Annotated in this window: 16 protein-coding genes; 8 read left to right on the top strand and 8 right to left on the bottom strand. The window is 44.4% G+C overall.

Annotated elements, in window-relative coordinates:
• Window positions 1-134: 134 nt before the first annotated feature.
• The 7 genes from ATK78_RS20975 to ATK78_RS20945 all read right to left on the bottom strand — a co-directional run bounded on the left by ATK78_RS20975 (window position 135) and on the right by ATK78_RS20945 (window position 9,296).
• Window positions 135-1,034: an AraC family transcriptional regulator gene (locus tag ATK78_RS20975; RefSeq protein ID WP_133578095.1), complete on the bottom strand. Its 900-nt coding sequence runs from the start codon at window positions 1,032-1,034 to the stop codon at window positions 135-137.
• Between the two features lie 210 nt (window positions 1,035-1,244).
• Entirely contained in the window at window positions 1,245-2,486 is a 1,242-nt protein-coding gene (locus ATK78_RS20970; protein WP_133578094.1) for an NAD(P)/FAD-dependent oxidoreductase, read from the bottom strand.
• Between the two features lie 13 nt (window positions 2,487-2,499).
• Window positions 2,500-3,501, bottom strand: a complete 1,002-nt coding sequence (locus ATK78_RS20965; RefSeq protein ID WP_133578093.1) for a 4-hydroxyproline epimerase — start codon at window positions 3,499-3,501, stop codon at window positions 2,500-2,502.
• A complete protein-coding gene (locus tag ATK78_RS20960) occupies window positions 3,501-5,048 on the bottom strand; it encodes an aldehyde dehydrogenase (NADP(+)) (RefSeq protein ID WP_133578092.1) in 1,548 nt (515 codons plus the stop codon). The genes ATK78_RS20965 and ATK78_RS20960 overlap by 1 nt, the downstream gene beginning before the upstream one ends.
• The gene (locus tag ATK78_RS20955) at window positions 5,045-5,980 is read right to left on the bottom strand and encodes a dihydrodipicolinate synthase family protein (protein ID WP_133578091.1); all 936 of its coding nucleotides are present in this window, start codon (window positions 5,978-5,980) and stop codon (window positions 5,045-5,047) included. The genes ATK78_RS20960 and ATK78_RS20955 overlap by 4 nt, the downstream gene beginning before the upstream one ends.
• Window positions 5,981-6,161: 181 nt before the next feature.
• Window positions 6,162-7,859, bottom strand: a complete 1,698-nt coding sequence (locus ATK78_RS20950) for a M1 family metallopeptidase (protein ID WP_133578090.1) — start codon at window positions 7,857-7,859, stop codon at window positions 6,162-6,164.
• Between the two features lie 39 nt (window positions 7,860-7,898).
• A complete protein-coding gene (locus ATK78_RS20945) occupies window positions 7,899-9,296 on the bottom strand; it encodes an aminopeptidase P family protein (protein WP_133578089.1) in 1,398 nt (465 codons plus the stop codon).
• Between the two features lie 204 nt (window positions 9,297-9,500).
• On the opposite strand from ATK78_RS20945, the gene ATK78_RS20940 reads away from it, so the two are divergent.
• The 8 genes from ATK78_RS20940 (at window position 9,501) to ATK78_RS20905 (ending at window position 23,226) form a co-directional block, all read left to right on the top strand.
• Window positions 9,501-11,861, top strand: a complete 2,361-nt coding sequence (locus ATK78_RS20940) for a glycoside hydrolase family 127 protein (protein WP_133578088.1) — start codon at window positions 9,501-9,503, stop codon at window positions 11,859-11,861.
• A gap of 154 nt (window positions 11,862-12,015) precedes the next feature.
• Complete coding sequence (locus ATK78_RS20935; protein ID WP_133578087.1) at window positions 12,016-12,867, top strand: hypothetical protein; 852 nt, start codon at window positions 12,016-12,018, stop codon at window positions 12,865-12,867.
• 38 nt (window positions 12,868-12,905) lie between these two features.
• Complete coding sequence (locus ATK78_RS20930; protein WP_133578086.1) at window positions 12,906-16,049, top strand: SusC/RagA family TonB-linked outer membrane protein; 3,144 nt, start codon at window positions 12,906-12,908, stop codon at window positions 16,047-16,049.
• 10 nt (window positions 16,050-16,059) lie between these two features.
• The gene (locus ATK78_RS20925; protein ID WP_166664937.1) at window positions 16,060-17,676 is read left to right on the top strand and encodes a RagB/SusD family nutrient uptake outer membrane protein; all 1,617 of its coding nucleotides are present in this window, start codon (window positions 16,060-16,062) and stop codon (window positions 17,674-17,676) included.
• 10 nt (window positions 17,677-17,686) lie between these two features.
• Window positions 17,687-18,382: a hypothetical protein gene (locus ATK78_RS20920; RefSeq protein ID WP_133578084.1), complete on the top strand. Its 696-nt coding sequence runs from the start codon at window positions 17,687-17,689 to the stop codon at window positions 18,380-18,382.
• Window positions 18,383-18,399: 17 nt separating this feature from the next.
• Window positions 18,400-19,380: a DUF5007 domain-containing protein gene (locus ATK78_RS20915; RefSeq protein ID WP_133578083.1), complete on the top strand. Its 981-nt coding sequence runs from the start codon at window positions 18,400-18,402 to the stop codon at window positions 19,378-19,380.
• A 54-nt stretch (window positions 19,381-19,434) separates the two neighbouring features.
• Entirely contained in the window at window positions 19,435-21,525 is a 2,091-nt protein-coding gene (locus tag ATK78_RS20910) for a S9 family peptidase (RefSeq protein WP_133578082.1), read from the top strand.
• Between the two features lie 42 nt (window positions 21,526-21,567).
• Entirely contained in the window at window positions 21,568-23,226 is a 1,659-nt protein-coding gene (locus ATK78_RS20905) for a DUF885 family protein (protein WP_243732599.1), read from the top strand.
• A 101-nt stretch (window positions 23,227-23,327) separates the two neighbouring features.
• Here ATK78_RS20905 and ATK78_RS20900 read toward each other — a convergent pair whose 3' ends face one another.
• A complete protein-coding gene (locus tag ATK78_RS20900; protein ID WP_133578080.1) occupies window positions 23,328-24,746 on the bottom strand; it encodes an APC family permease in 1,419 nt (472 codons plus the stop codon).
• Window positions 24,747-24,754: the final 8 nt, after the last annotated feature.

The raw sequence follows: 24,754 nt of genomic DNA, 5'->3' as shown, positions 1-24,754 counted from the left end.
GTAAACCACCTAGTTATTTAGTTAAACAAGCTATTGATGTTTAAATGTGATAAAGAATCAATAAATAAGTATGCTATCGGGAATAAGATCCCTGTATCGTATTCGATGAACCTATAGATGTGGTGAAAAATGGATCAGGCACTTGCGTGATAAATATTATTCAGCTTTTTATAATTAAAAATATAATCCTTAGGAGAACTTCCGATCACACTTTTAAATACCCTGTTAAAATTAGTGATGCTATTAAAACCAGCATGATAAGCTACCCCGGATATGCAGTCCGCTTTTTTACCTGAGATCAGGTTTTTACAAGCCTCATTGATCCTTACTTCATTCAGAAAAGAGATGAACTTGCGCCCGGTATGTTTTTTAAAGTACCGGCAAAATGCCTGAGGGGTCATGTATGCAACATCAGACACATTTTCAAGGGTGATCGGGGTATTGTAGTTCTGCATAATAAAATTCAGAATATTGCTTAGCCTGATTCCCTCATTGTCAGAAATATCTGATGAATAGATGGCAGGACAAAGCGGCTCAGCATCCTCAATAGCCATAAAATTATCAAACAGCTCTAAAAAATTAAACAGCAGATCTGTACCCACCGATTGATGCACTGACAGCAATTTATCGGCTATTTGCTTGGAATACGCAGTAGGTATCTTAAATCCATGCTTATTGTTTTGAAGAAAGGTTTTGGAACTTCGCATCTCTGGTAAATTAAATAAGGAAGCCATAACACCCTGCGGATTGAAATACAAAGAACAGGCCCTGATCAGTTTACCGCTATCAGACACAAAATATTCCGGATTGCTTTTAAACACATGCGGCAGGTTGGCACCGATCATAAAAATGTCCCCCGGCTGAAAAGCATGCATATTGTTCCCGGCAATTAAAGTTCCCTCCCCTTCCTGGATCCACGTGATCTGACATTCATCGTGGCGGTGAAGGTGGGGATAAAAGTGAGGCTTCTCAACTTGCTCAGATATAACACTTTTATCATCCGGCACTAGCAGTGTAAATGGCAATACTTTCATAATATTTAGGTTTGGTTCGGTTTGATATCTGAATATACGAATATTAACAGAAAAATCAATAAACACAGACACATCGGCTAAAATCTGGCTATAATCAGCCAATTTCAGGAGGCACATCCGGGAAATCACAAAAACACAACAAGCTACAACACCAAAAACAAGAATAATTATCAATACCTGGGCCGATCAGCCCTTTAACATCAATATAAATTACCTCGACGGCAAAAAAGCCTGAATGTCAATCTCCGTTTTTTGGCCTGTCATGATCTGACTCACCAATAAACCGGTTGCAGGACCAAGGCTCAGTCCCATCATACCATGACCTGCGGCCACCACCAGGTTATGCAGTTTAGCGCTTCGTCCAATATAAGGTAAACCATCAGGCGATGACGGCCTGAAACCATACCAAACATCTTTCAATACTGGCAGCTCAGGCTTTAGATCAGGGAAATATTCAGGTACCGATTCTACGATCCCTTTAACCCGGTTCATATTCACTTTACTGTTGATCTTTGCGATCTCCATCGTTCCGCCATAACGGATCTGACCATTCATTGGGGTAATGGCCACACGTGCTTCACACAGTAACGCCGGGATGGTCATACGCCGGGCGGGCTCATCTTCCATGAAGGAGTACCCTTTGCCAGGCATCAGCAAAACATTCAGTCCCATCATCCTGGCTACTGCCGGCGACCATGAACCGGCAGCAAGAACATATTGATCAGCTTTCCATACCAATTCACCAGTATGTACCGCACTAATCTGATAACCCGCAGTATCAATCCGGGTAACTTCATGGTCCCGCACAATCTTTACCCCTTGTTTTTCGAGGTATTGAAGCAGCGTCTGCATCAGTTTTACCGGATATAAATGCGCATCGCAGCGGTAATGTACCGCACCCAATACATCAAGCTTCAGCATAGGCTGTAAGGCCTTACATTCAGCAACGCTCAATACCGCCATATCCAGTCCCAGTTCAACAGCCCTTTTAGCCAGATGGGCTTCTTCTTCCGCAGCCTTGTCGGTCTTATAAAAAGCGAGGATGCCATTTTTAGTGAGCCCAAAATCAAAACCAGGCTCCTTAGCCAGATCTTCAAACAACTTCCTGCTCAGCAGCGAAAGGTCCCTTAAGGGAACAGCCGACTCCGCAACATGCCTTTGGGTTGATTTCTTCAGGAACCTGATCCCCCATGCCGGAAGGCCACCGCCTAAAGCCGGCTTTACATAGAACGGGCTTTTGCTGTCAAACATCCACCGGATGCCCTGTCTGATCATACCTGGGGCAGCCAATGGCACAAAGTGACTCGGTACGATCATACCCGCATTGCCAAAAGAACAGTTGTCAGAGATATCACCTTTATCGATCACTGTAATCTGATGTCCCTGTTTGCTGAGATAATAAGCAGAACTCAGCCCGATTATCCCAGCCCCAATAATTAGTATCTCAGCCATATTATTTAATGTTTTAAATCACCTGAAAACCGTACGCATACGGATCATTGTTGTCTATTTTGATGGTATTGTAACCGTATACCTTTGCCCATCCTTCTATACTTGGAATGATGGCATCGTACTTGTCCATCTTTACCACATCCTCCACTTTGCCGGTAAATTTGCTGCCTATAATGCTTTCATGAATAAACAGGTCGCCCTTTTTAAGTTTCCCCTTAGCATACCACTGTGCCATACGGGCAGAGGTACCTGTACCGCAAGGAGAACGGTCGATGGCCTTATCCCCATAAAAAACTGCATTTCTTGCTGTAGACGAAGGATCAATCGTATCTCCCGCCCATAGAATGTGACTGCAGCCATTAATGGTCGCATCCTGGGGATGCACAAAGTTATATTGCGCATTGATCCGTTTACGGATCACCTGGCTCCAGCTGATCAGCTGCGAAGCCGTAAAGTCCTGTATGCCTTTAAAGTTTTCCTGCGGATCAACAATCGCATAAAAATTACCCCCATAAGCCACATCAAAAGTAAGCATGCCCAGATCCGGACACTCCACCTGCAGATTTTCTGCGGCCAGATAAGCCGGCACATTACGCAGTTTTACGGACGTTACCCGGTTATCCTTTTCCTGGTAATCGATCAGTACAAGCCCGGCAGGAGCTTCCATACGGATTACTCCGGGTATTTTAGGCTGAATGAGACCTTCTTCGATGGCTATCGTAATGGTGCCAATCGTACCATGCCCGCACATCGGCAGGCATCCGCTGGTTTCAATGAACAAAACGGCAATGTCATTCTCAGGGTCATGCGGCGGATACAGAATGCTGCCCGACATCATATCATGCCCCCTCGGTTCAAACATCAAACCAGTTCGGATCCAGTCATACTCCCGAAGAAAATGCTGACGTTTCTCACTCATATTTTCCCCTTTAAGGATGGGACCTCCTCCTGCTACCAGACGTACCGGATTTCCACAAGTATGTGCATCTACACAAAAGAAAGATTTACTATCCATTAGTCTTTGGTCCAGTTGTTATCTACCAGTCTGAATATATTGAGGGGATTTCCATCTTTTAATGCATCGGGAAGCAGCGCATTGTCCCAGTCCTGCCAGGCCATAGGCCGTACAAAACGCAACACTGCTGTAGCACCCACCGAAGTAAACCTGGAATCATTGGTTGCCGGAAATGGCCCTCCATGCTGCATCGCAGCACAAACTTCTACGCCTGTAGGTACCCCGTTTAAGATCAGGCGTCCGGCTTTATCGCTCAGGGTCCGGATCAGATCTGCATGGTCTTTCAGCTCGGTCTTTTCCGCCATCACCGTAATGGTCAGCTGACCATCTAAAACGGCCGCCACAGCATCAAGCTGCTTAGTATCGTCAGCCACAACCAATAAGGAGTATGGTCCGAAGACCTCTTCCCGCAGCCTGGGATTGTTTATAAAATCTAAGGCATGTACGACAGCAACCCTGGCTAGTGCCTGGTTTGAAACATCAGGCCTTAATTTTACAGAGCTGCCTAACAGCAGCACCCCTTTTTCAACCAGGGCCTCATCAGAACGTGTATTGAAATTCGCACAAATACCGGGCGTAAGCATCGTTGCTGATAGGACCTCAGCAATAGCCGTTTTCAATTGTTTGACAAAAACATCCAGTGCAGGAGACTGTATTGCCAGCAGCAGACCGGGATTGGTACAAAACTGTCCCGCACCAAGGGTGATAGAACCGGCATACATATCAGCCATTTTAACAGCCCTGCTTTCCAATGCTGCCGGCAGCAGGAATACCGGGTTAATGCTGCCCATTTCTGCAAATACAGGAATTGGCTCTTTGCGCTGCTGTGCAATCTGTACCAGCGCCATACCTCCTTTAAACGAACCGGTAAAAGTCACTGCTTTGATAGCTGGATGCGCCACCAGTGCAGCACCAATCTGGTAACCGGAATCAAAAAGAATAGAGAAAACACCTTCATGCAGGCCCGTTCTTTTAACCGCACGCCCGATAGCCTGACCCACTAAGGCACTTGTTCCGGGATGTGCCGGATGTGCTTTTACAATAACAGGGCAGCCCGCAGCCAATGCAGACGCCGTATCACCACCGGCAACAGAAAATGCCAGAGGAAAATTACTTGCACCGAATACAACCACCGGGCCAACAGGAACCAGCATCCTTCGGATATCAGACCTGGGTAACGGTTGCCGGTCTGGCTGTGCCCGATCAATGATGGCATGGACCCATGATCCTTCTTCTGCCTGGCTGGCAAACATCCTGAGCTGACCGGTAGTACGGCCTACCTCCCCCTGTAAACGGCCAACAGGCAAACCACTTTCTGCTGCTGCCCGGATAACAAGATCATCTTTGATCCATTCTATTTCTTCTGCAATGTTTCTTAAAAAGACCGCTTTCGCAGCCGCAGAAACCTGCTTATAACTTTGATGTGCTGCCAGCGCGGCAGCGACAGCAGCTTCAACATCGGGATAGGTGGCATTCAAAAAATCGCCTGCAAGGCTTTCACCTGTTGCAGGGTCTATTGCTTTAAAGCTCGTGCTGGTTTCACTCATACGGTATGGGTTTCTAATATGCCCCAGCTATTTTCCGGTAAAACCGGACGATCGGCAAGCGCATCGCTGATGATCTTTATTACGCGTTCACGCTCTTCGCCTTTGAGCTTCAACCTCGGCGCCCGTACATTTTCAGTACCAATACCGGTAGCCGTCTCTGCCAGTTTGATATATTGTACAAGTTTGGGATGAATATCAAGCTCAAGAACAGGCAAAAACCAACGGTAGATCTTTAAGGCTTCCGCAATCCGGTTTTCTTTGACCAGGCGGTATATAGCCACCGTTTCTTTAGGAAATGCATCCACCAAACCCGCAACCCAGCCATCAGCACCCATCACCAGGCTCTCCATCGCCAATGGATCTACACCGGTAAAAATCTTAAACCTGTCACCAAAGCGGTTGATCATCCGCGTAACATTAGAAACATCCCGCGTAGATTCCTTTACCGCCTGGATGTTACTGTATTTAGCTAGTTCCTCAAACATATCAAGGGTAACAGCTATTTTATAATCCACCGGGTTATTGTAAATCATGATCGGTAATGTGGTGCTTTCTGCAACCGCTATAAAAAAGGTCAGCGTTTCTTCAATATCTGCATAGTATCGCATAGGGGGCAAAAGCATCAGTCCGCCGGCACCAAGTTCCTTCGCCTTCTTTGCCGTTTCTATAGCAGCTTTAGTGGTAGCCTCTGCAATGTTCAGCAATACCGGAACTTTACCGGCAACCAGCTTAACGGTGTGCGCCAATAACTCAAATTTCTCCTCGTTAGTAAGCACACTTGCTTCTCCAAGTGATCCGCCAAGGATCAACCCTTCAGCACCCGCCTCCAGCTGGGCGGCAATGTTCTTATCAAAAGCATTAAAATCTAATTGATCTTCGTCTGTGAATTTAGTTGTTACAGCGGGGAATACGCCTGACCATTTTATACTCATAGTTTTATAGTGTTAATAGTTATTTATTGTGATGACAGCTTAAAACAATACAAAAATAGACCTAATCACTGCTAAAGAATACTCTTAAATTAACCCATTCAAACCATAAATATACCAAATGTAAAGACGGTTAAAATGCAGATAAGATCTGCCCATTCTCAGGAAGAATTATTTTTATAAATCAGCGCGGACTGCTATAAGCTACCCGCACCTGTTTCACATAATACATTTTCTCAATAACCCCCGGACTAAACAACGTATCCTGACCGGGCTTTAGATCAGCAGTCTGCCAGTTTTGTGCAGGCACAATCCGTAACGCCCCATTGTCACCATGAAGTGCCAAAGGCAGGTTAAAACCATTGATACAGTTGGTGTACCGGTAGCTGAGCTTGCTGCCTTCAATCTGATACTCCAGTACCGGAACCTGTACCGTACGCAGGTACTGATCAAATACCTTACTGTAATCAAATTTGGCTTTCTTAGAAATGTACGCTTCTACATCAGCAGAATTAACCGTTTGATGGTAAAACACCTGGTTAAGACCCCGTAAGATCTGCCGGAACGACTCATCGTCATTCATACCATGTCTGATGCTGTGCAGCAGGTTCCCTCCTTTAGGATACATATCACCACTTCCCTGTGCATTCACCTGGTAATCCGCAAGGATCGGCTTATCGTTCCTGATGCCTTTCCGTATTCCGTAATTGTACTCATCTCCGGCAGTTTTTCCAAAGTGATAATCCACAAACAGACTTTCACTATAATTCGTAAAACCTTCATGAACCCACATATCAGCAAGGTCATTGCTGGTGATGTTATTGCCAAACCATTCATGTCCGCTTTCATGGATAATGATAAAATCCCATTTCATGCCCCAGCCATATCCGGAAGCATCACGGCCAAGATAGCCGAACTTATATTTGTTACCATAAGATACGGCAGACTGGTGTTCCATTCCGGTATGAGGTGCATCAATAAGCTGGTAGCCATCCTTGTAAAAGGGATAAGGACCAAACCAGTATTCCATACTCTTAAACATTTTACGGACCTGATCTGGCATATACGCCGTGGCCTTTGCAAGGTTATAGTCAAGCACCCAATAGTTCACATCCAGCGGGCCGCCCTCCCCGTTATAAACCTCATTAAAGTTCACATATTTCCCAATGTAAGGAATGAGACAATAGGTACTGATCGGGCTTACCACATTATACTTGTACGTGGTTGTACCATCGTTATTGTTCTTTTTGTACTGGAGCCTTCCATTAGCAATAGCAGTTAAGGTATCAGGAACGGTCATGGTTAAAGAAGCTCCCAGATCAGGCTCATCGCTTTGATGATCCTTATTCGGATACCAGACAGAGGCTCCCAGACCCTGACAAGCTACAGTCATCCATGGACGTGATAGTGAATCAAGGCCAAATATAAATCCACCGTCCCAGGGTGCCCGTATCGCCTGGTGCACTTTCCCATGATAATAGATCATAACCTGATTGGTCTGCGCCGCTTTTTGCGGAGGCACTTGTACATACCATACACTTCCTTCCCTGGTAAATTTTAACGGCGTCTTTTTATTATACAGCACACTGTCTATGATCAATGGATCTTTAAGATCGATCTGCATCCGGATACTTCCATTATTGCGGGCAACCACTTTATAGACAATCGCATTTGATCCGGAAATACTTTTTGCATTAAAGTCAGGAGTAACAGCCAGTTCATAACGCTGAACATCCCACCAGGTACGTTCAGGGGTCAGGCTTCCCCTTAGGGTATCGGCATGGCTGTACTTCGCATTTATTTTGCTGATCTGTGCTATTGAAACCGTGGAAAGAAAGCAGGCCAGCAAAGCAATAACAACAAGTTTATAATTTAATCTCATATAGCGGGATTGTGTTTTTTAAGGATGAATAACAAATAATTAATACGCAGATGCCCTCAACTGCTCTACTTCATCAACAGAAAGCGCAAGTGGCTTACCCAACATGTCTGAACCATTTTTAGTAATCACAAAATCATCCTCTACGCGAACTCCTCCAAACGAACGATATCGGTCCGCTTGTTCATAATTGATAAAATCAGAGAAACGGTTTTCAGACCGCCACAGATCGATCAGTTCAGGAATAAAGTAAACACCAGGCTCTACAGTAAGCACATAGCCGGCCTCCAGTTCCTTACCGAGCCGAAGGGATTTTAACCCAAATTGGGTGGTGTTTTTTTGCAGCTGATCCGAGTATCCTACATATTGTTCTCCAAGGTCTTCCATATCGTGCACGTCAAGCCCCATCATGTGTCCGGTGCCGCACTGGAAAAACAGGGCGTGGGCACCTGCAGCAACAGCCGCCTCCGGATCACCTTTCATGAACCCCAGATCTTTAAGCCCTTTGGCCAATTGCAGGCAGGATGTCAGATGAATATCCAGATACCGAATTCCAGGCTTCAAAGCCGCTACAGCTGTGCGATAGGCATCCAGTACCACGTTATAGAGTTCCTTTTGCTGCGAACTGAAATGCTTCCCTGCCGGAAACGTACGGGTAAGGTCGCCCGCATACCCCATGGCCGTTTCCGCACCCGAATCATTCAGCACAAGATCTCCTTCCTTTAATACATTACCGTGATAATGATTGTGCAGGATCTGCCCATTCACAGTTAATATGATCGGGTAAGCAAGGTTACCACCTGTACTCAAAGCTTTCTGATGGATTGCCGCAGCAATTTCACTTTCTTTCATTCCAGGCCGGGCCATCTGCATCGCGACCAGGTGCATATCTGCAGAGATAGCTGCCGCCGCATTAAGCTCTACAAGTTCCAGGTCAGATTTGACCGAGCGCTGTTTAACTACAGCTTTTATAAATGCGGCAGATGCATGGTTCGGCGCATCAGCGGGACTAAATCTAAAAAGCTGCGCAAGGAGGATCTTATTTTCCGAACGGTACGGCGGCAGAAAATGTACGTTACGCTGCTTTGTTCTTGCCTTCAGAAGGTAATCATAAATGCCGCTGCGCGGAACGACATGCACCACACCAGAATCATCTGCTTTCTCCCGCAATGTTTTTTGCCTTCCCATCCATACCACATCATCCATAGTCATCTCGTCGCCAAAGACAGTGCATGTCCCCATATCAATGTCTATAATTGCTGACAACCCCGGAGATTGAATCCCAAAGTAATATAAGAAGGTGCTGTCCTGCCTAAAATGATAGGTGTTATCCAGGTAATTCATCGGGCTTTCTTCATTCCCTAAAAAAAGTAAAATACCAGAACCAACCGCTTCACTAAGCCTGGCCCTTCTATTCCTGTATTCTTTTTTATCAAACATAGATCTTAACTGATTCACAAATTTTAAAAGAAATATAACCAAAAACCGGGACAATACCCCGAATGGTTAAAATACGAAGAGCATTGGACAAATAATGGGTAAACCCAAATAACAGAGGTAAAATCCGGGTAATTGCTGTGAATTATAAAGTAGCATTAATATGATTTCATGACTAGGTTTATATTTTTCTAATCCCAGTTACCAATGAAGGCAATACATTTAAAAAATCTGCTCATTGCAGGACTTCTTTACTCCGCGGCTTATGCACAATCTTACGTTCCTCAATATAACGATGCACGGCTAAAAGTAAAATCGGCCGTACCGATAAAAGCATATTCATTTGACCTTAAAGAGGTACAATTGCTGGAAAGCACGTTTAAGACCGCAATGAAAGCAGATGAAGCCTTTCTTTTTAAAATTGAGCCAGACCGGTTGCTATCCGGTTTTAGGGAAAATGCCGGACTAACCCCTAAAGCTAAAAAATATGGAGGCTGGGAATCAGATGGATTGGCCGGACACAGCCTCGGTCACTACCTGTCAGCAATTTCCTTTCATTATGCGTCCACAAAAGACCCTGAGCTGCTAAAAAGAATAAACTATATGGTAAATGAGCTGATGCTTTGTCAGCAAGCCCGTAAATCCGGATACATCGGGGCCATCCCAAAAGAAGATGCCATATGGGCGGAAGTAGCAAAAGGCAATATTAAAACGGGCGGCTTTGACCTCAATGGTGGCTGGGCGCCATGGTATACCGTCCATAAGGTTATGGCTGGCCTGCTGGATGCCTATCTATATACCGGCAGTAATAAAGCATTGGAAACCTGTATAGGCATGGCCGACTGGACCGGAAATACCATTGGAGGTTTGAATGATGAGTTGTTACAGAAAATGCTGTTTTGCGAATATGGCGGCATGGCCGAAACACTCAGCAACCTATATGCCATTACTGCGAATAAAAAGTACCTGGATCTTTCCTATAAATTTTATGACAAAAGAATCCTCGATCCCCTTTCTGAGCAAAAAGATATTTTACCCGGAAAGCATTCCAATACACAAATTCCGAAGATCATTGCCAGTGCACGCCGTCATGAGTTAACCGGGGATAAAAAAGACCTCGACATTGCTAATTTCTTTTGGAAAACCGTAGTGGAAGATCATTCCTATGCAACCGGCGGCAACAGCAACTATGAATATTTAAGTGAACCCAATAAACTGAGTGACAAGCTGACCGACAATACAACCGAAACGTGCAACACCTATAATATGCTTAAGCTCACCAATCACCTGTTTGCTTTAGCACCTTCATCTGCCCTGTTTGATTATTATGAGCGCGGACTATACAACCACATCCTGGCCTCACAGAATCATGAAACAGGCATGATGTGCTATTTTGTTCCGCTAAGAATGGGCGGCAAAAAACATTACAGTTCTGAGTTCCATGACTTCACCTGCTGTGTAGGCACAGGAATGGAAAACCATGTAAAATATAACGAAAGCATTTATTTTAGAGCAGATGATGGAAGTCTGTATGTAAATCTTTTTGTATCCTCCGTATTAAACTGGAAGGAAAAAGGAGTTAAGATAACCCAGAACTCTGCCATACCAAATTCAGATCAGACCACTTTAACGATAAACACGGCCAAAGCCAGCAGCTTTACGTTGTTGCTCCGTAAACCAAAATGGGCAGAAAATGCAGTAATCACAGTAAATGGGCAGACACAAAAGGTTATCCCAAATGCACAAGGCTATTTCAGCATTAAAAGGAATTGGAAAAATAACGATAAGATCGTCTATGTACTTCCACAGGCCCTGTATACAGAAGCAATGCCCGATAATCCGGAACGAAGGGCAGTATTCTATGGACCTTTATTGCTTGCCGGTGTTTTAGGCAATACAGAACCCGATCCGGTACAGGGCGTACCCGTTTTTGTAACCAGCAACAATGATCCTAAAACCTGGATCACCAAAACAAATGCACAATCCTTAACATTTGCCAGCAACAGTGCAGGGAAACCTGCTCAAGTATCCTTCATTCCGTTTTATGAAACAAAGAACCAATATTATAGTGTATACTGGGATGTTTTTACACCAGAGAAATGGGTAAGCCAGGAGAAGCTATATGCTGAAAAAAAGCTTAAAGAAAAGGAAACAGAACTTAAAACCGTTGATTTTATCCGCCTGGGAGAAATGCAGCCGGAACGCGATCACAACTTTACCGGAGAAAAAATTCAAATGGGCGAAGATCACACTAAAAAATGGAGATCAGCCTATGATGGCGGCTACATGCAGTTTACAATGAAAACAGATCCTGAACTGCAAAACGTACTGATAGGTACCTATTGGGGAATGGACAACCGGGGACGGAACTTTGAGATTTGGATAGACGGAGAAAAAATAGCTGCGGAAGACCTGAATAAATACAAGGACAGTAAGTTTTACGATATTAATTATACAATCCCTGCAACTTTAACCAAAGGAAAACAGCAGGTAACCGTTAAGCTCGTGCCCAAAGAAAAGAACAGTGCCGGACCAGTTTATGGCATCCGCATAGTCAAAGAAAAATAATTTCAATTTAAATAACCATAACTTAACAACCGTAAATCCAAAATAGACAAAGAATCATTGTTAAACAGTTAAAATACAGCGAATACCTGCTAAATTCCTGATCATTTTAATCAATACTCCTGGTTAAATTTGAGTTGCAACTAAACTCAAAACAATGAAAAATCTTTATCTATTTTCTGCTATTTTTTTGATCATCGCATTGGCTTGTACCAAGAAAGATCCAGGTCCGGAATTTCAGGAAGAAGTGATCATTGAAGATTTTGGAGAAGAGCCGCAAGCCAGAGAACCACTGGACATACCGGCAACTGAAATCTCCCTCTTCAAAATTCCTACCAGCTATTACAAGAAATATGTAATGCTCGGAACTACACTTGAAAACAGCATTCCCATTGTGAGCGGTGCCGGTGTAAGTGACAACGCCCTGCAGCAGGCAAAGGTTCAATGTATGGTGATCACGAATACCTTGCCCACCCCCGTACTGAACATGCTTAGGCAGCAGCGGATCTTTATTGTGATCTTCGGAAACAATGAATATCCAAATGTCATTCCGGGATGGGATCCAAATCTGGATGCAACCAGGTACGCTGGCGGTTATGGCCCGAACATGCCGGGAGCAAGCTGCGGGCTCCATGAAGGGGATATCCTGAATAACTCTTCCGACAGGTATCCCAATGAGAATATCGTGATCCATGAATTTGGTCATGCTGTAAAGAACTTTGGCTTAGAAAAGCTATATCCAACCTTTAAGAAGCAGGTAGAAGACATCTGGAACAGGGCTAAGGTTAAAGGGCTATGGAAAAACACCTACGCCATCACAAATCCTGAAGAATATTGGGCAGAGGGCATTCAAAGCTATTTCAACCTCAACGCAAGAGCCCCCGAAGCCGGAGATGGCACACACAATCATGTGTCTACAAGAGATGTCTTTAAAACGTACGATCCCGAATTCTACGAGCTGATCCATAGTATCTATGGCGGGGCCACACTTCCGCCATCGGTAAAATAACCTGAACCGGTCTAAACAAACTAAATCTAATCTTTTTGATGATGAAAGAAAAATACTTAATTACACTGCTCCTATGCTTGCTGTTGTCCGTAAAAGCGTCCGCGCAAACTACGGTGACAGGCACGGTAAAGGATGAAAAGAACCTCCCTGTTCCAGCAGCCACAGTCCTGGTAAAGGGAACAAAAAATACCGTCATGACCAATGAGAATGGTAAATTTTCAATCTCTGCCCCGGCAGATGCGATATTGGTGGTAAGCTCTATCGGTTATGCAAAAATGGAGTATAAACTAGCTGGCCGGAATGCAGTAACCATTACACTCGAAGAGTCAATGAGTGATCTTAATGACGTGCTCGTTGTGGGTTACCAAAAAATAATCCGGAGAAAAAGCACCTCAGCAATCTCCAGTATTTCATCCAAAGAACTGGCCAATCTCCCATCATCCAGCTTCGACCAGCTGCTGCAGGGCAGATTATCCGGCGTAAATGTTCAAAATTTCTCGGGAATGCCCGGAGCATCGCCAACCGTATCCGTGCGCGGAACATCCGCAGTAAACCTCGACTACGATGAATACAATGTATTGAGCTCGCCGCTGTATGTAGTAGATGGCGTTCCACAACCTGCAGAAACCTTTGTATCTCCAAATACGGGTACAGGAACCAATTACCTGGCAGGGATCAACCCTAACGACATTGAATCAATCGATGTACTAAAAGATGCGTCGGCAGCAGCAATCTATGGATCAAGGGCTGCCAATGGGGTAATCCTGATCACCACAAAAAAAGGAACGAGTTCTGAACCCAAGGTGATGGTTTCCTTTTACGGCGGTTTAACGCAAAGACCAGAATTGAGAGATGTAACCCTCGGATCTACAGAAAGACGCCAAAAGATGGCCATATTATTAAACCAGCTGGACTATGCCGGTCAAAAAAACTTACCTTATATACTAACAGATAGTTTAAACCCGGCATTTAATGCAAATACCAACTGGCAGGATATGTTTTACCGGGAAGGGATCATCAAGAACGCAGACGTAAGTTTGTCGGGCGGCGGAAATGGCGGCATGACCTACCGCTTCAGTTCCGGCTTTTACGATGAAGAAGGAATTATAAAAGGTACAGGATTTACACGGTATAGCATGCGCTTAAACCTGGCCTCTAAAGCGCTGAACCAAAAGCTGACCATTAATCCCATCATCTCCTTCTCCAGGTCTGACCGGGCAAGGGGAAATGGAAACAATGCGAGTCCGATTTCACTAAGTGCAGGATCTATGCCGTCGTCATTACTGAACCTGTCTTCCAGCAAAAGAGATTATTACCTGGGCAAGTATGATGAGAGCATCGATCAGAATACCAGCAACCAGCTTACTGTGAATTTCAACCTGGGGTATGATTTTAGCAAGAAATTTAAGTTTACCTCACAGTCATCCTATATCGGTAACTCGGCAAGAAGGGACCAGAGCAGTACGAATATATTAGAAAATAACCAGGGTAATTATTCCTACTCCTATGCAGACAATTCAATCGGTCTGCTCACTTCAAATTTCCTGACCTTTTCAGATGAGTTCAATAAACACAGCCTCAGCATAGTTGCAGGTCAGGATATCCAATACAACCAATCCAGGTATACTACCGCTTCCGGCGCTCATGGGGCATCAGATTATATCCAGGTGATACAAGGGTTTCAGCAAGCCAATATCAGTGCCTATTCAGATTACAATGCAGAGGGGCTCCTGTCCTACTACGGCAGGCTGTCTTATGATTACAACAGCAAATACCTGTTGTCTATGAGCGCACGTACAGACGGATCATCCCGGTTTGGCAAAAATAACAAATGGGGTTTCTTCCCGGCAGTATCTGCAGGATGGCTCCTTTCTGAAGAAAACTTTATAAAAGACAACTTTGGGAAGATCTCCATGATCAAAATACGGGGAAGTATAGGAACCACCGGATCCCTTCCAGGTCAGAATTACCTTCAATACAGTCTTTACAATGTCAATGCAGGCGGATATACGGGTAATGGTGATGCCACTTCCTACAATGGAGTTACCGCAATCACCCCAAACTTTTACAACGGGGTTGCCCAGGACAACTTAAGCTGGGAAAAATCCATGCAATGGAACTTCGGAACAGATGTCGAAATTAGCGATGGAAAATATTCGTTCTCATTTGATGTCTTTAACAAAGAAAATACATTTAAACTATTTAGTGTAACCCTTCCCGTAACCACCGGCTATGACATGGCATTAACCAATGCCATTGGGGTTCGTAACTCTGGTGCCGATGCCACAATAGCGGTTAATCCGCTTTCCAGACAAAGTGCCATCAAATGGAATTCAAGACTGAACATTTCTTACGTGAAGAACAAGATCATGAGCCTGCCAAATGGCGGACGTGACCTGGTACTAAGCGGCGGCCGTTTTGACAAGTCGCATATTCTAAGCGTTGGACAGCCGATCAATGCCTTTTACCTGTACCGTACCAGGGGAGTATTTGCTACCGATGCAGATGTTCCGGTTAACCCCTATACCGGAGACCGTTACGGTGCTGCAGGAAACGCATTCAGGGCCGGGGATTTCTATTTTGAAGATGTAGACGGCGATTATAATATAGATCCTTTTAATGATGGTATAAACCCCGATAAGGTTCCAATTGGAGATCCAAATCCAAAATGGACGGGCGGTTTTAGCAATTACATCTCTTATAAGAATTTCGGACTCAACGTGTTCTGTACCTTCGCATTTGACCGCGATGTACTCAACCTGTTTGAATCAGATCAGTTCTCCAATTCAGCATCAGGAAATGCAGCCAATTTCGCCAATTTCTCTACGCCTGATCTGGACAAGATCAACATCTGGAGAAACCCGGGCGATAATGCCACCTATGCCAAATATGAGATCGGCAGCTATAGATACTATTATGCCAGTTCACAGACCTTCTTCCTTGAAAAAGGAGGGTACTTCCGTGTTAAAAGCATCACGCTTTCTTATGACCTCAACCAACCGGCAATCAAACGGCTGGGACTCGGAAGATTAAGGTTCTGGGCTACAGCAGATAATGTAGCCGTATTCCAGCAATCTAAAAAATTACCCGATGCAGAAGCGGTAAACCCGTATGGAGAATACAGTGGTGCCGGCTATCCCATTCCAAAAAAATTCACACTGGGACTTGAAGTTCAATTCTAAAATTAAGATCATGAAAAGCAAACACATCCTAAAAATATTCATGTGCACTTTAGTTACGGGCACAATCCTTTTCAGTTCCTGCAAAAAATTAATGGATCAGGAACCGCGAAATTCAACATATGACCAGGTATTCTGGCAAAATTCAAAGGACTGCGAAAGTGCCCTTGCCGGAAATTATGCACTCCTGAGAGATGTAATGACCAGCGGAACATTTTACACCAGTCCCCGGTATTATATGTATGGCGATGCCGTATCCACCTCTTATTTAACCCTGCAGTATTGGGGAGACGGGCTTGAATACATCCAGAACGGAGACATTACCGGTGCTTACAACCTGAATTCACTGGCCAACTGGACCAAATACTATAAGGCAATTGCGATGTCTAACCTCATTTTAAATAAGATTCCATCCGTTCCTGATGAAAACCTGAAAGACATATCCAATCCCGTTAAATTCAAACAAAAGATCATTGGTCAGGCACTGTTTATCCGTGCATTGTCGTATTTCATGATGACACGCGTATGGGGAGATGTACCGCTGGTAACCACCATTGATGAAGACCCGATCACCGCAAAACACCTTGCAAGAAGCCCTAAAGCAGATGTAATGAAGCAGATAGAAGCAGATTGTCATGAAGCGGCAAAAAATTTGATCTGGGGAAATACAACAGCGGGCGAAGCCAATGTTACTGCAAATAAAGGATCCGTATATGCGCTTTTAGCCCATTTATACTTGTGGCGGGCCACCATGACCGATGCCAGGTCCGCCACTCCGAACATGACAGACGTAAACAGCGCAGATACGACCATAACCAGAATTATGGAAGATGGCGGATATGCCTTAACCGATACCGCAAATTATTACAGCACGTTTATAGGACGCTCCCGGGAAGGAATATTTGAGATCAATGCCAGTGAGGATTCAAGAGAAGGATCAAACTCAAGCGTAGCAAACATGTTCCTCAGAACGGCCAATATCGCGTACAACAACAACAATTCAAGAGCTTACGTAACACCCAGATATTTTACCACACACTTTTTTGTCAATAAGGTTACCGAAGGATGGGTATGGAATGAAGTAGCCTGGGCCTGGGAGTGGAAGTCTGTGGTCACTAAGGAAACAGACACAAAGGATATCCGCTTTAGAAAGAATTTTACGGATATCAATACCGACAGGCCAACCTGTATCAAATACAGCAATGTGATCTATAGAAATCCAGGTCAAAAACTGGATGCCTATGTCAGCAACAACATCATTGTTTTTCGCCTGTCAGACATGCGCCTTCTTCAGGCAGAGATTGCACTGTATAAAAACCAGGTCAATACAGCAACAACCATCATCAACGAGTTCAGGACCAGAAATGGCGCAGATGTAAGTAACCAGCTGCCCAGCGGATTAACCAAAGATGCCGTGATGAATGAATACGTATTGGAGCGCGGAAAGGAACTTTATCTGGAAGGCCATATCTTCTACGACCTGCTAAGAACACGAAAATATGAAGATTTTGTACCCTGGCTTACAAGCTCCAGATTTAATCAGGAAGGCTATTACTGGCCGGTATATCCTGCACTGTTCAGCAACAACAACTTATTGACACAAACCACGTATTGGAGGGGTAAAATTTAACACTACAGCTATGACAAAGAATATAAGAACAGCATTCATTCTGCTGCTTGCAGTAATCGCACTGGGCGCATGCAAGAAAGACGGTTATATCAATGATGGCGGCATCATCAAAACCGGCCGTGTAAACATGACCACTTACGACTATCTGAAAACCAACCCAAAATTTGATTCCCTGATCCGCATCATCGACAGGGCAGGAATGAAAGATGAAATAAATGGTGACATCACCTTCTTTGCAACCACCAATTACGGAATTGCAGATTATGTACGTGCTAAAAAACAAGAACGGATAGCCGAAGTTGGAGACGAGAATATTTTCTTCAATATCGACAACCTCGATCCGGACGAGTTAAAAGACTCCCTGAAAAACTACATGTTCCAGGGTAAGATCACCCGTAACCAGTTAACCACGGAAGGAAGGTTATTCAACAGCATGCTTGGACCCATCAATGGGATTACCTGGCTGATCAAGCTGAGAAGGACTTACGATTATAGTGATTATTTAGATTATGTAGACTACGTAAACTTTACCAAAGTAATCGGTACGCGGGATGATCTGCTGGCAAATCCAGGTGCAGTGCCGCAAGACAGAAGGGACATATCGCTGGACTGCCAGACGTCGGGGATCATTACAACAAATGGGATCCTGCATGTTCTGACAGACAATCACCGGTTATTTTTCAATGCAGGCAGCCTCGGTAATTAACTTTAAAAATAAATGATATGAAAACTAAATACAGCACCTATATAATCCTTGCCCTTATTGCAATCGGGGCCATCGCCTGTAAAAAGATCGAGAACGGCTTTTTAAGTGATACCATACGGTATAAGAATAACGTCATTTACTGTGTAAAGGGAATGGCCCTCTCCCTGTCAGACCGGATCAATGCAGATGGTTCTACGCCCCCATTCAATTTCAAAATGCTCAACTTAAGGAACAGGCTTACCGGCGCCCCGGCACCCAAAGAATTTAATACCGAATATGAGATCCTTGTCTTTAAGACCGGCATGACCTTTAATCCCGAAACGGATACAACCGTAGCACTGCTGAATGCAAAACGGGAATCTGTGATCAAGGTACCCATGGAGTTTAACCCGGTAAGCGGACAAATTGCATTCAACAGGAGTTCGGGTAACCTTCCCATTGGAGAATATGTTTTTGATCTGGAAGTAAGTAATACCTGGGGAACTAAATTTTATCCGGAGTTTGCACAGATCCATATCATAGAGCCCAATATAGAGGATGTATTTGAAATTACATACCAGGCAAACAATGCCTCAAGCGACACAGAAGTATTTACAGCCATCAAAGCTCCAAAACTTTCCTGCAAAAAGATCTCTAATGAAGGCGCACGCGTCATCTTAAAGATTACCGATAAAACGGGGAAAGCATTTAATCCGCAAAATGGAGAAGTGATCAAACGCGGTGACAGGCCAACATTTGAAAGCCATGCCAAATTTAATAAGGTCATTGCTACAGATACTGCCTTGGTTTGTGACTTTGAAGTAGCACCTTTTCCCCTCGTAAAATACATCACAACAACTACAGACTGGGGTTATTTAATGTATTATAGAATTCCAAAAGCATTTGTCACCATTGACGGCGTACCCAACAATAGCGTAAACCCGTCATTCGGATTCAGGGTAAAAATGGAAGGAACTTATGTAGTAGAAGTGAACCTTACCGATGTGACCAGAAAATAAGATCCCTGCCTCAAATCTGTTCTCTATATTACATCCTAAATTTCTTTAAAAACGATGAAACATTTCTTTTTAATCCTTCTTTGTACCTGGTCTGCATCACTGTATGCACAACAGAACTATAAGCCAGCGCACCAGGAATTGCTCAATTCCTACAAACGTGCTGCAGCAATGGATACAACGGTAACTAAATTAATTACAAGATCCGCTGTACGGGCAAACTGGGCAGCAGACGGCAAAACATTCTGGTACCGTGTTAATTTACCTGGCAATAAAGCAGAATATATCCAGGTGGATGTGGCGGCCCGCACAAAAGCAATCATCGCAGAACCCAAACTTCCGGTACCCGCTCAACGCAGTAACGATCGTTATCCGCGAAGAAATTACGACCAGGGCCGTGCCGAATCACCGGATAAAAAATATACGGCCCTCATAAAAGAAGGAAATATTTATGTGCAGTCACAGGCCAGTCAGGAAGAAACACCATTAACCAAAGACGGAACTATAGCAAAGCCATATGGACGAATGAGCTGGTCGCCCGACAGTAAAACACTCGTAGGCTATAAAACAGATCCAAAAGAAACAGAAAAGGTATATTACCTGCTCAGTGCTGTGCCAGGAACCACCAGGGCAGAACTAAAATCAAATCCCTACATGCAGCCCGGAGAGGATTTTACGAGTTTTGAAATGTTCCTGTTCAATATGGAGAACAAAACCTCAAAAAGGGTAGAAACGGATAAGATCGATTTCTTTGGCACCCCCCAGCTGCACTGGAGAAAGAATGACAATACCTATTTCACCTTCGAAAGGAGAGACCGCGGGCATCAGCGGTTCCGCGTTATCGAAGTAAATACAAAGACCGCCCAAACGAAGAACATCATCGATGAAAAAACCAATACCTTTATCTACGAGCAGCGTATTTTTACCCAATACCTTCCCGAAACCCATGAGCTGATCTGGACCACAGAGAAAGATGGGTACCGGCATTTATACCTCGTAGATGAACGGACTGGAAAAGAAAAGCGCATCACAAAGGGAAATTGGGTAGTCAGGAACATTGACAGTGTAGACCTGATAAAAAGAGAAATCTGGTTCAGGGCAAGCGGAATGGATCCTGCAGAAGACCCCTATAACATTCACTATTACCGCATTGGTTTTGATGGCAGAAAGACGATTGACCTTACCCCTGCAACCGGGAATCACAACCTGAGCTATTCGCCAGACAAGACACATTTTCTGGACACCTATTCGCAGGTCAATGTTGCCCCGGTAACCACGCTGACCAGAACTGCAGACGGCAAAAAAATCATGGATGTGGAAAAAGCAGACCTTTCGGCTTTTTCAGCTTCAGGAATCAGGCTGCCAGAAGTGTTTGTAGCAAAAGGCAGGGATGGAACTACAGACATTTGGGGCATTATGTGCCGGCCTTCTCAGTTGGACAGCACCAGGACCTATCCCGTTATTGAGTACATTTATGCGGGTCCGCAAGACTCGTTCGTACCAAAGACCTTTATGCCTTACAGTGAAATGCAAAGTCTTGCAGAACTTGGCTTTATCGTGGTTCAATGTGATGGTATGGGTACAGCCAACCGGTCTAAGGCCTTTCACGATGTATGCTGGAAGAACCTGGCCGATGCAGGATTTGAAGACCGTATCTTATGGATCAAAGCGCTGGCCGGCAAATACAGCTATCTTGACATTAGCAAAGTGGGCATTTACGGAACCTCCGCAGGCGGACAAAATGCAGGCGGTGCAGTATTGTTCCATCCGGAATTTTACACCTCGGCAGTTGCAGCCTGCGGCTGCCACGATAACCGTGTAGACAAACAGTGGTGGAACGAACAGTGGATGGGTTATCCCGTAGGACCGCACTATGAAGCCCAGTCAAACATTACCAATGCCGCCAAACTAAAAGGAAACCTGATGCTCCTGGTTGGCGAGGCCGACACCAACGTTCCGCCAGAATCTACCTACAGGTATGCAGATGCGCTGATCAAAGCCGGAAAAACATTCGAGCTGATCGTGGTTCCCGGCATGGGCCATAGTGATGGCGGACCTTTTGGCAAGAACAAGAAGCGGGATTTCTTTGTGAAAACGCTTCTTGGTGTTGATCCCCCTAACCGCAATATTGGTGAACTAAATCCATAATCAATTTATACAAGCATGCAAAATAAACTCATACTCATTCTGATGTCAGTTGTATTTACTACCGGGCCATCCATTGCACAAATCAACAGCGTTGCACCGTTCATGTCTGAATACCAGGCGGACAGGATGCTGCTCAGAAAATTTTATACCATAGAAACCGCGCCTGAAACCAGCGAAAGATTACAGTCGCTTTTTAAAGAATATCTTAAAAAAATAGACGAACTGGATTTCAACCAGATGAATAACGGAAGTAAGGCCGATTATATTCTATTTAAAAGAGACTTAAATGAAAGTCTGGCGCTGCAGCAAAGATCAGATCAGGAATTTATGCGGTTAAAGGTTTATTTTCCATTCGCAGATGAAATTTATCAGCTGGAAAAACAAAGCAGACGCGGCACTGCCATGGAAGGCCAGAAAATAGCAGCTCAGCTGAATGAAATTAACAAAACGATTGCAAAGTTAAACAGCAGCCTGGCTTCTGTCCCTCCGTTTGATGAAAGCACCGCAAGGTCTGCCGCGGAGATTGCCAGGGACATTAGAAGTGCAGTCCGGAAAGTATACGATTTTTACAACAATTATGATCCTATGTTTAGCTGGTGGGTATCTGCTACATATAAAGAAACCGACAATTTGCTGCCGGCATATGCTGCAGCATTAGAAAAACACCGTAAAGCATCGGGCACAAATGCACAAAAAATTGAAGGGATTCCAGTAGGCAGAGCTGAAATCCTGAGAAAGCTAAAGTATGAGATGATTGCCTATACCCCGGAAGAATTGATTGAAATGGCCAATAAGGAAATGGCCTGGTGCGATCAGGAAATGCTGCAGGCTACCCGGGAGATGGGATTAAAGGACGACTGGAAGGCTGCACTGGAAAGGGTTAAGAACACGTATGTGGCACCGGGAAAACAACCGGAACTGATTGTGAGGCTTTATCAGGATGCGATCGGCTTCATTAAAACCAACAACTTGATGACGATACCTCCTTTAGCCGAGGAAACCTGGGGAATGATCATGATGACACCTGAAAGACAGCTGGTAAATCCGTTCTTTACCGGCGGAGATGAGATCAGCATCTCCTACCCAACGAGCGAAATGAGCTATGATGATAAAATGATGAGCATGAGGGGAAATAACCCTTATTTTTCAAGGGCTACCGTACAGCACGAACTGATACCAGGCCACAACCTGCAGTATTTTATGGCCAGACGGTATAATACCCACCGACGGTACAACACGCCTTTCTGGATGGAAGGATGGGCACTTTATTGGGAGCTGCTGCTTTATGATATGGGATTTGCAAAAACACCAGAAGAGAAAATAGGCATGTTGTTCTGGAGAAAACACCGTTGTGCAAGAATCCTGTTCTCACTGAATTTCCAGATCGGCAAATGGTCTGCCCAGGAGTGCGTGGATTACCTGGTTGACCACGTTGGTCATGAACGTGCGAATGCCGAAGGCGAAGTAAGACGGTCTGTAGCCTCATGGACCGATCCGCTCTACCAGATTGCATACCTGACAGGCGGCCTCCAGATCATGTCATTAAAAAAGGAATTGGTGGACACTAAAAAGATGACCATCAAAGCATTTAATGATGCCTTTATCCGGGAAAATAGTATGCCCGTTGAAATGGCACGGGCTATACTGACCAATCAACCTTTAGAAAAGAACTTCCAGGCGAAGTGGAAATTTTATAACTAAACCTGAAGAGGCTATTCAAGATCACAAATCATTAGCGGCTATTCAAGATCAAATTCAATAAACAGAATTTAATCTTGAATAGCCGTTAATATAAAGAGGTACTATACTGTCTCTTTGTTTAAATTCTTTGAACGGATCCAATAATAAATTGGAATGCCAATAAGCGTAATAATAAGTCCGGGCCAGGTAAACTTTGGTTTAAAGATAATCAGAAGGATACAAAAGGCTAAGCCCATCAGGATATATAAAACCGGTAAAACAGGATAACCAATTGCTCTGTAAGGACGTTCTGCATCCGGTCTTTTCTTCCTCAGTATAAAGATCCCGGCAATGGTCAGCATGTAGAACACGACCACTACAAAAGAGATCATATCTAAAAGATCGCCATACCTGCCCGTTAAGCACCATAAACTTGCAAAGATACATTGTATCCAAAGGGCGTATCCTGGTACCGAATTGGTGTTTAGCGTACCTGCTTTTTTAAAGAACATCCCATCCTTTGCCATGGAGTAATACACACGGGCTCCCGCCATGATCAGACCATTGTTACAGCCAAATGTAGAGATCATAATCATCACCGCAATGATCAGCGTTCCGGAAGTGCCAAAGATAACCTGGGAAGCCGTTACTGCCACCCTGTCTTTTTCTGCACCAGCTATTTCAGGTAACGTCAGCACCCCGGTGTACATAAGGTTTGCCGCGATGTAAATAATGGTGACTATAAATGTGCCCAGGAACAAGCTCAATCCAATATTGCGTTTTGGATTTTTAACCTCCCCGGCAATAAAGGTCACATTATGCCAGGAATCACTACTAAAGATAGAACCAACCATGGCTGCTGCTACCGCACCAAGTGCAGGCACAAATGTATAGGACACCTTTTCTCCTGAAGGCAGTAATTTGTGCATATCCCAGACATTGCTCCAGTTGGCTTTCCATATTTCGCGGTCTATTGCCCAGAACCCAAAAATAATCAAGCCGCCAAGGCTCAGCAATTTGACCACAGTAAATGAAGTCTGGATCAGCTTCCCACTTTGAATACCACGGGTATTCATATAGGTGAGGAGGATAATCACACAAATGGACAACAGCTGTGCTGGTGATATCGTCATGAATCCAAGATCAGCAACGATTCGATCTTCACTAAATACCGGAAAGAGGTAGGCGGTAAACTTCGCAAATGCAACGCCTACCGCTGCAATGGTTGCCGTTTGGATCACCGCAAAGAAGCTCCAGCCATACAGAAAACTCATTAAAGGGTTATAAGCTTCTTTAAGATATACATACTGTCCGCCGGCTTTCGGAAACATCGCACTTAACTCTCCATAACTCAAGGCTGCAGCAAGTGTCATAAAACCGGTGATCAGCCAAACAAAGATGAGCCAGCCGGAGCTACCCACATTCCTGACAATATCTGCACTAACAATAAAAATACCGGAGCCAATCATGCTGCCGGCAACAAGCATGGTCGCATCCATCAGACCAAGAGATGACTTAAAAGAAGGGGTTGGTTGCTTCATGATATGAG

The sequence above is a fragment of the Pedobacter metabolipauper genome (genome assembly GCF_004362715.1).
GTDB lineage: Bacteria > Bacteroidota > Bacteroidia > Sphingobacteriales > Sphingobacteriaceae > Pedobacter > Pedobacter metabolipauper.
The sequence above is the reverse complement of the archived record's forward strand: the minus strand, read 5'-3'. Positions and strand labels throughout refer to the sequence as shown.

Bases quoted from the DNA above. Each gene is read 5' to 3' on its own strand.
- ATK78_RS20930 (WP_133578086.1), top strand. From the start codon at position 12,906: ATGATGAAAGAAAAATACTTAATTACACTGCTCCTATGCTTGCTGTTG.
- ATK78_RS20940 (WP_133578088.1), top strand. From the start codon at position 9,501: ATGAAGGCAATACATTTAAAAAATCTGCTCATTGCAGGACTTCTTTAC.
- ATK78_RS20925 (WP_166664937.1), top strand. From the start codon at position 16,060: ATGAAAAGCAAACACATCCTAAAAATATTCATGTGCACTTTAGTTACG.
- ATK78_RS20975 (WP_133578095.1), bottom strand. From the start codon at position 1,034: ATGAAAGTATTGCCATTTACACTGCTAGTGCCGGATGATAAAAGTGTT.
- ATK78_RS20960 (WP_133578092.1), bottom strand. From the start codon at position 5,048: ATGAGTGAAACCAGCACGAGCTTTAAAGCAATAGACCCTGCAACAGGT.
- ATK78_RS20905 (WP_243732599.1), top strand. From the start codon at position 21,568: ATGTCAGTTGTATTTACTACCGGGCCATCCATTGCACAAATCAACAGC.
- ATK78_RS20970 (WP_133578094.1), bottom strand. From the start codon at position 2,486: ATGGCTGAGATACTAATTATTGGGGCTGGGATAATCGGGCTGAGTTCT.
- ATK78_RS20965 (WP_133578093.1), bottom strand. From the start codon at position 3,501: ATGGATAGTAAATCTTTCTTTTGTGTAGATGCACATACTTGTGGAAAT.
- ATK78_RS20900 (WP_133578080.1), bottom strand. From the start codon at position 24,746: ATGAAGCAACCAACCCCTTCTTTTAAGTCATCTCTTGGTCTGATGGAT.
- ATK78_RS20910 (WP_133578082.1), top strand. From the start codon at position 19,435: ATGAAACATTTCTTTTTAATCCTTCTTTGTACCTGGTCTGCATCACTG.
- ATK78_RS20955 (WP_133578091.1), bottom strand. From the start codon at position 5,980: ATGAGTATAAAATGGTCAGGCGTATTCCCCGCTGTAACAACTAAATTC.
- ATK78_RS20915 (WP_133578083.1), top strand. From the start codon at position 18,400: ATGAAAACTAAATACAGCACCTATATAATCCTTGCCCTTATTGCAATC.
- ATK78_RS20920 (WP_133578084.1), top strand. From the start codon at position 17,687: ATGACAAAGAATATAAGAACAGCATTCATTCTGCTGCTTGCAGTAATC.
- ATK78_RS20945 (WP_133578089.1), bottom strand. From the start codon at position 9,296: ATGTTTGATAAAAAAGAATACAGGAATAGAAGGGCCAGGCTTAGTGAA.
- ATK78_RS20950 (WP_133578090.1), bottom strand. From the start codon at position 7,859: ATGAGATTAAATTATAAACTTGTTGTTATTGCTTTGCTGGCCTGCTTT.
- ATK78_RS20935 (WP_133578087.1), top strand. From the start codon at position 12,016: ATGAAAAATCTTTATCTATTTTCTGCTATTTTTTTGATCATCGCATTG.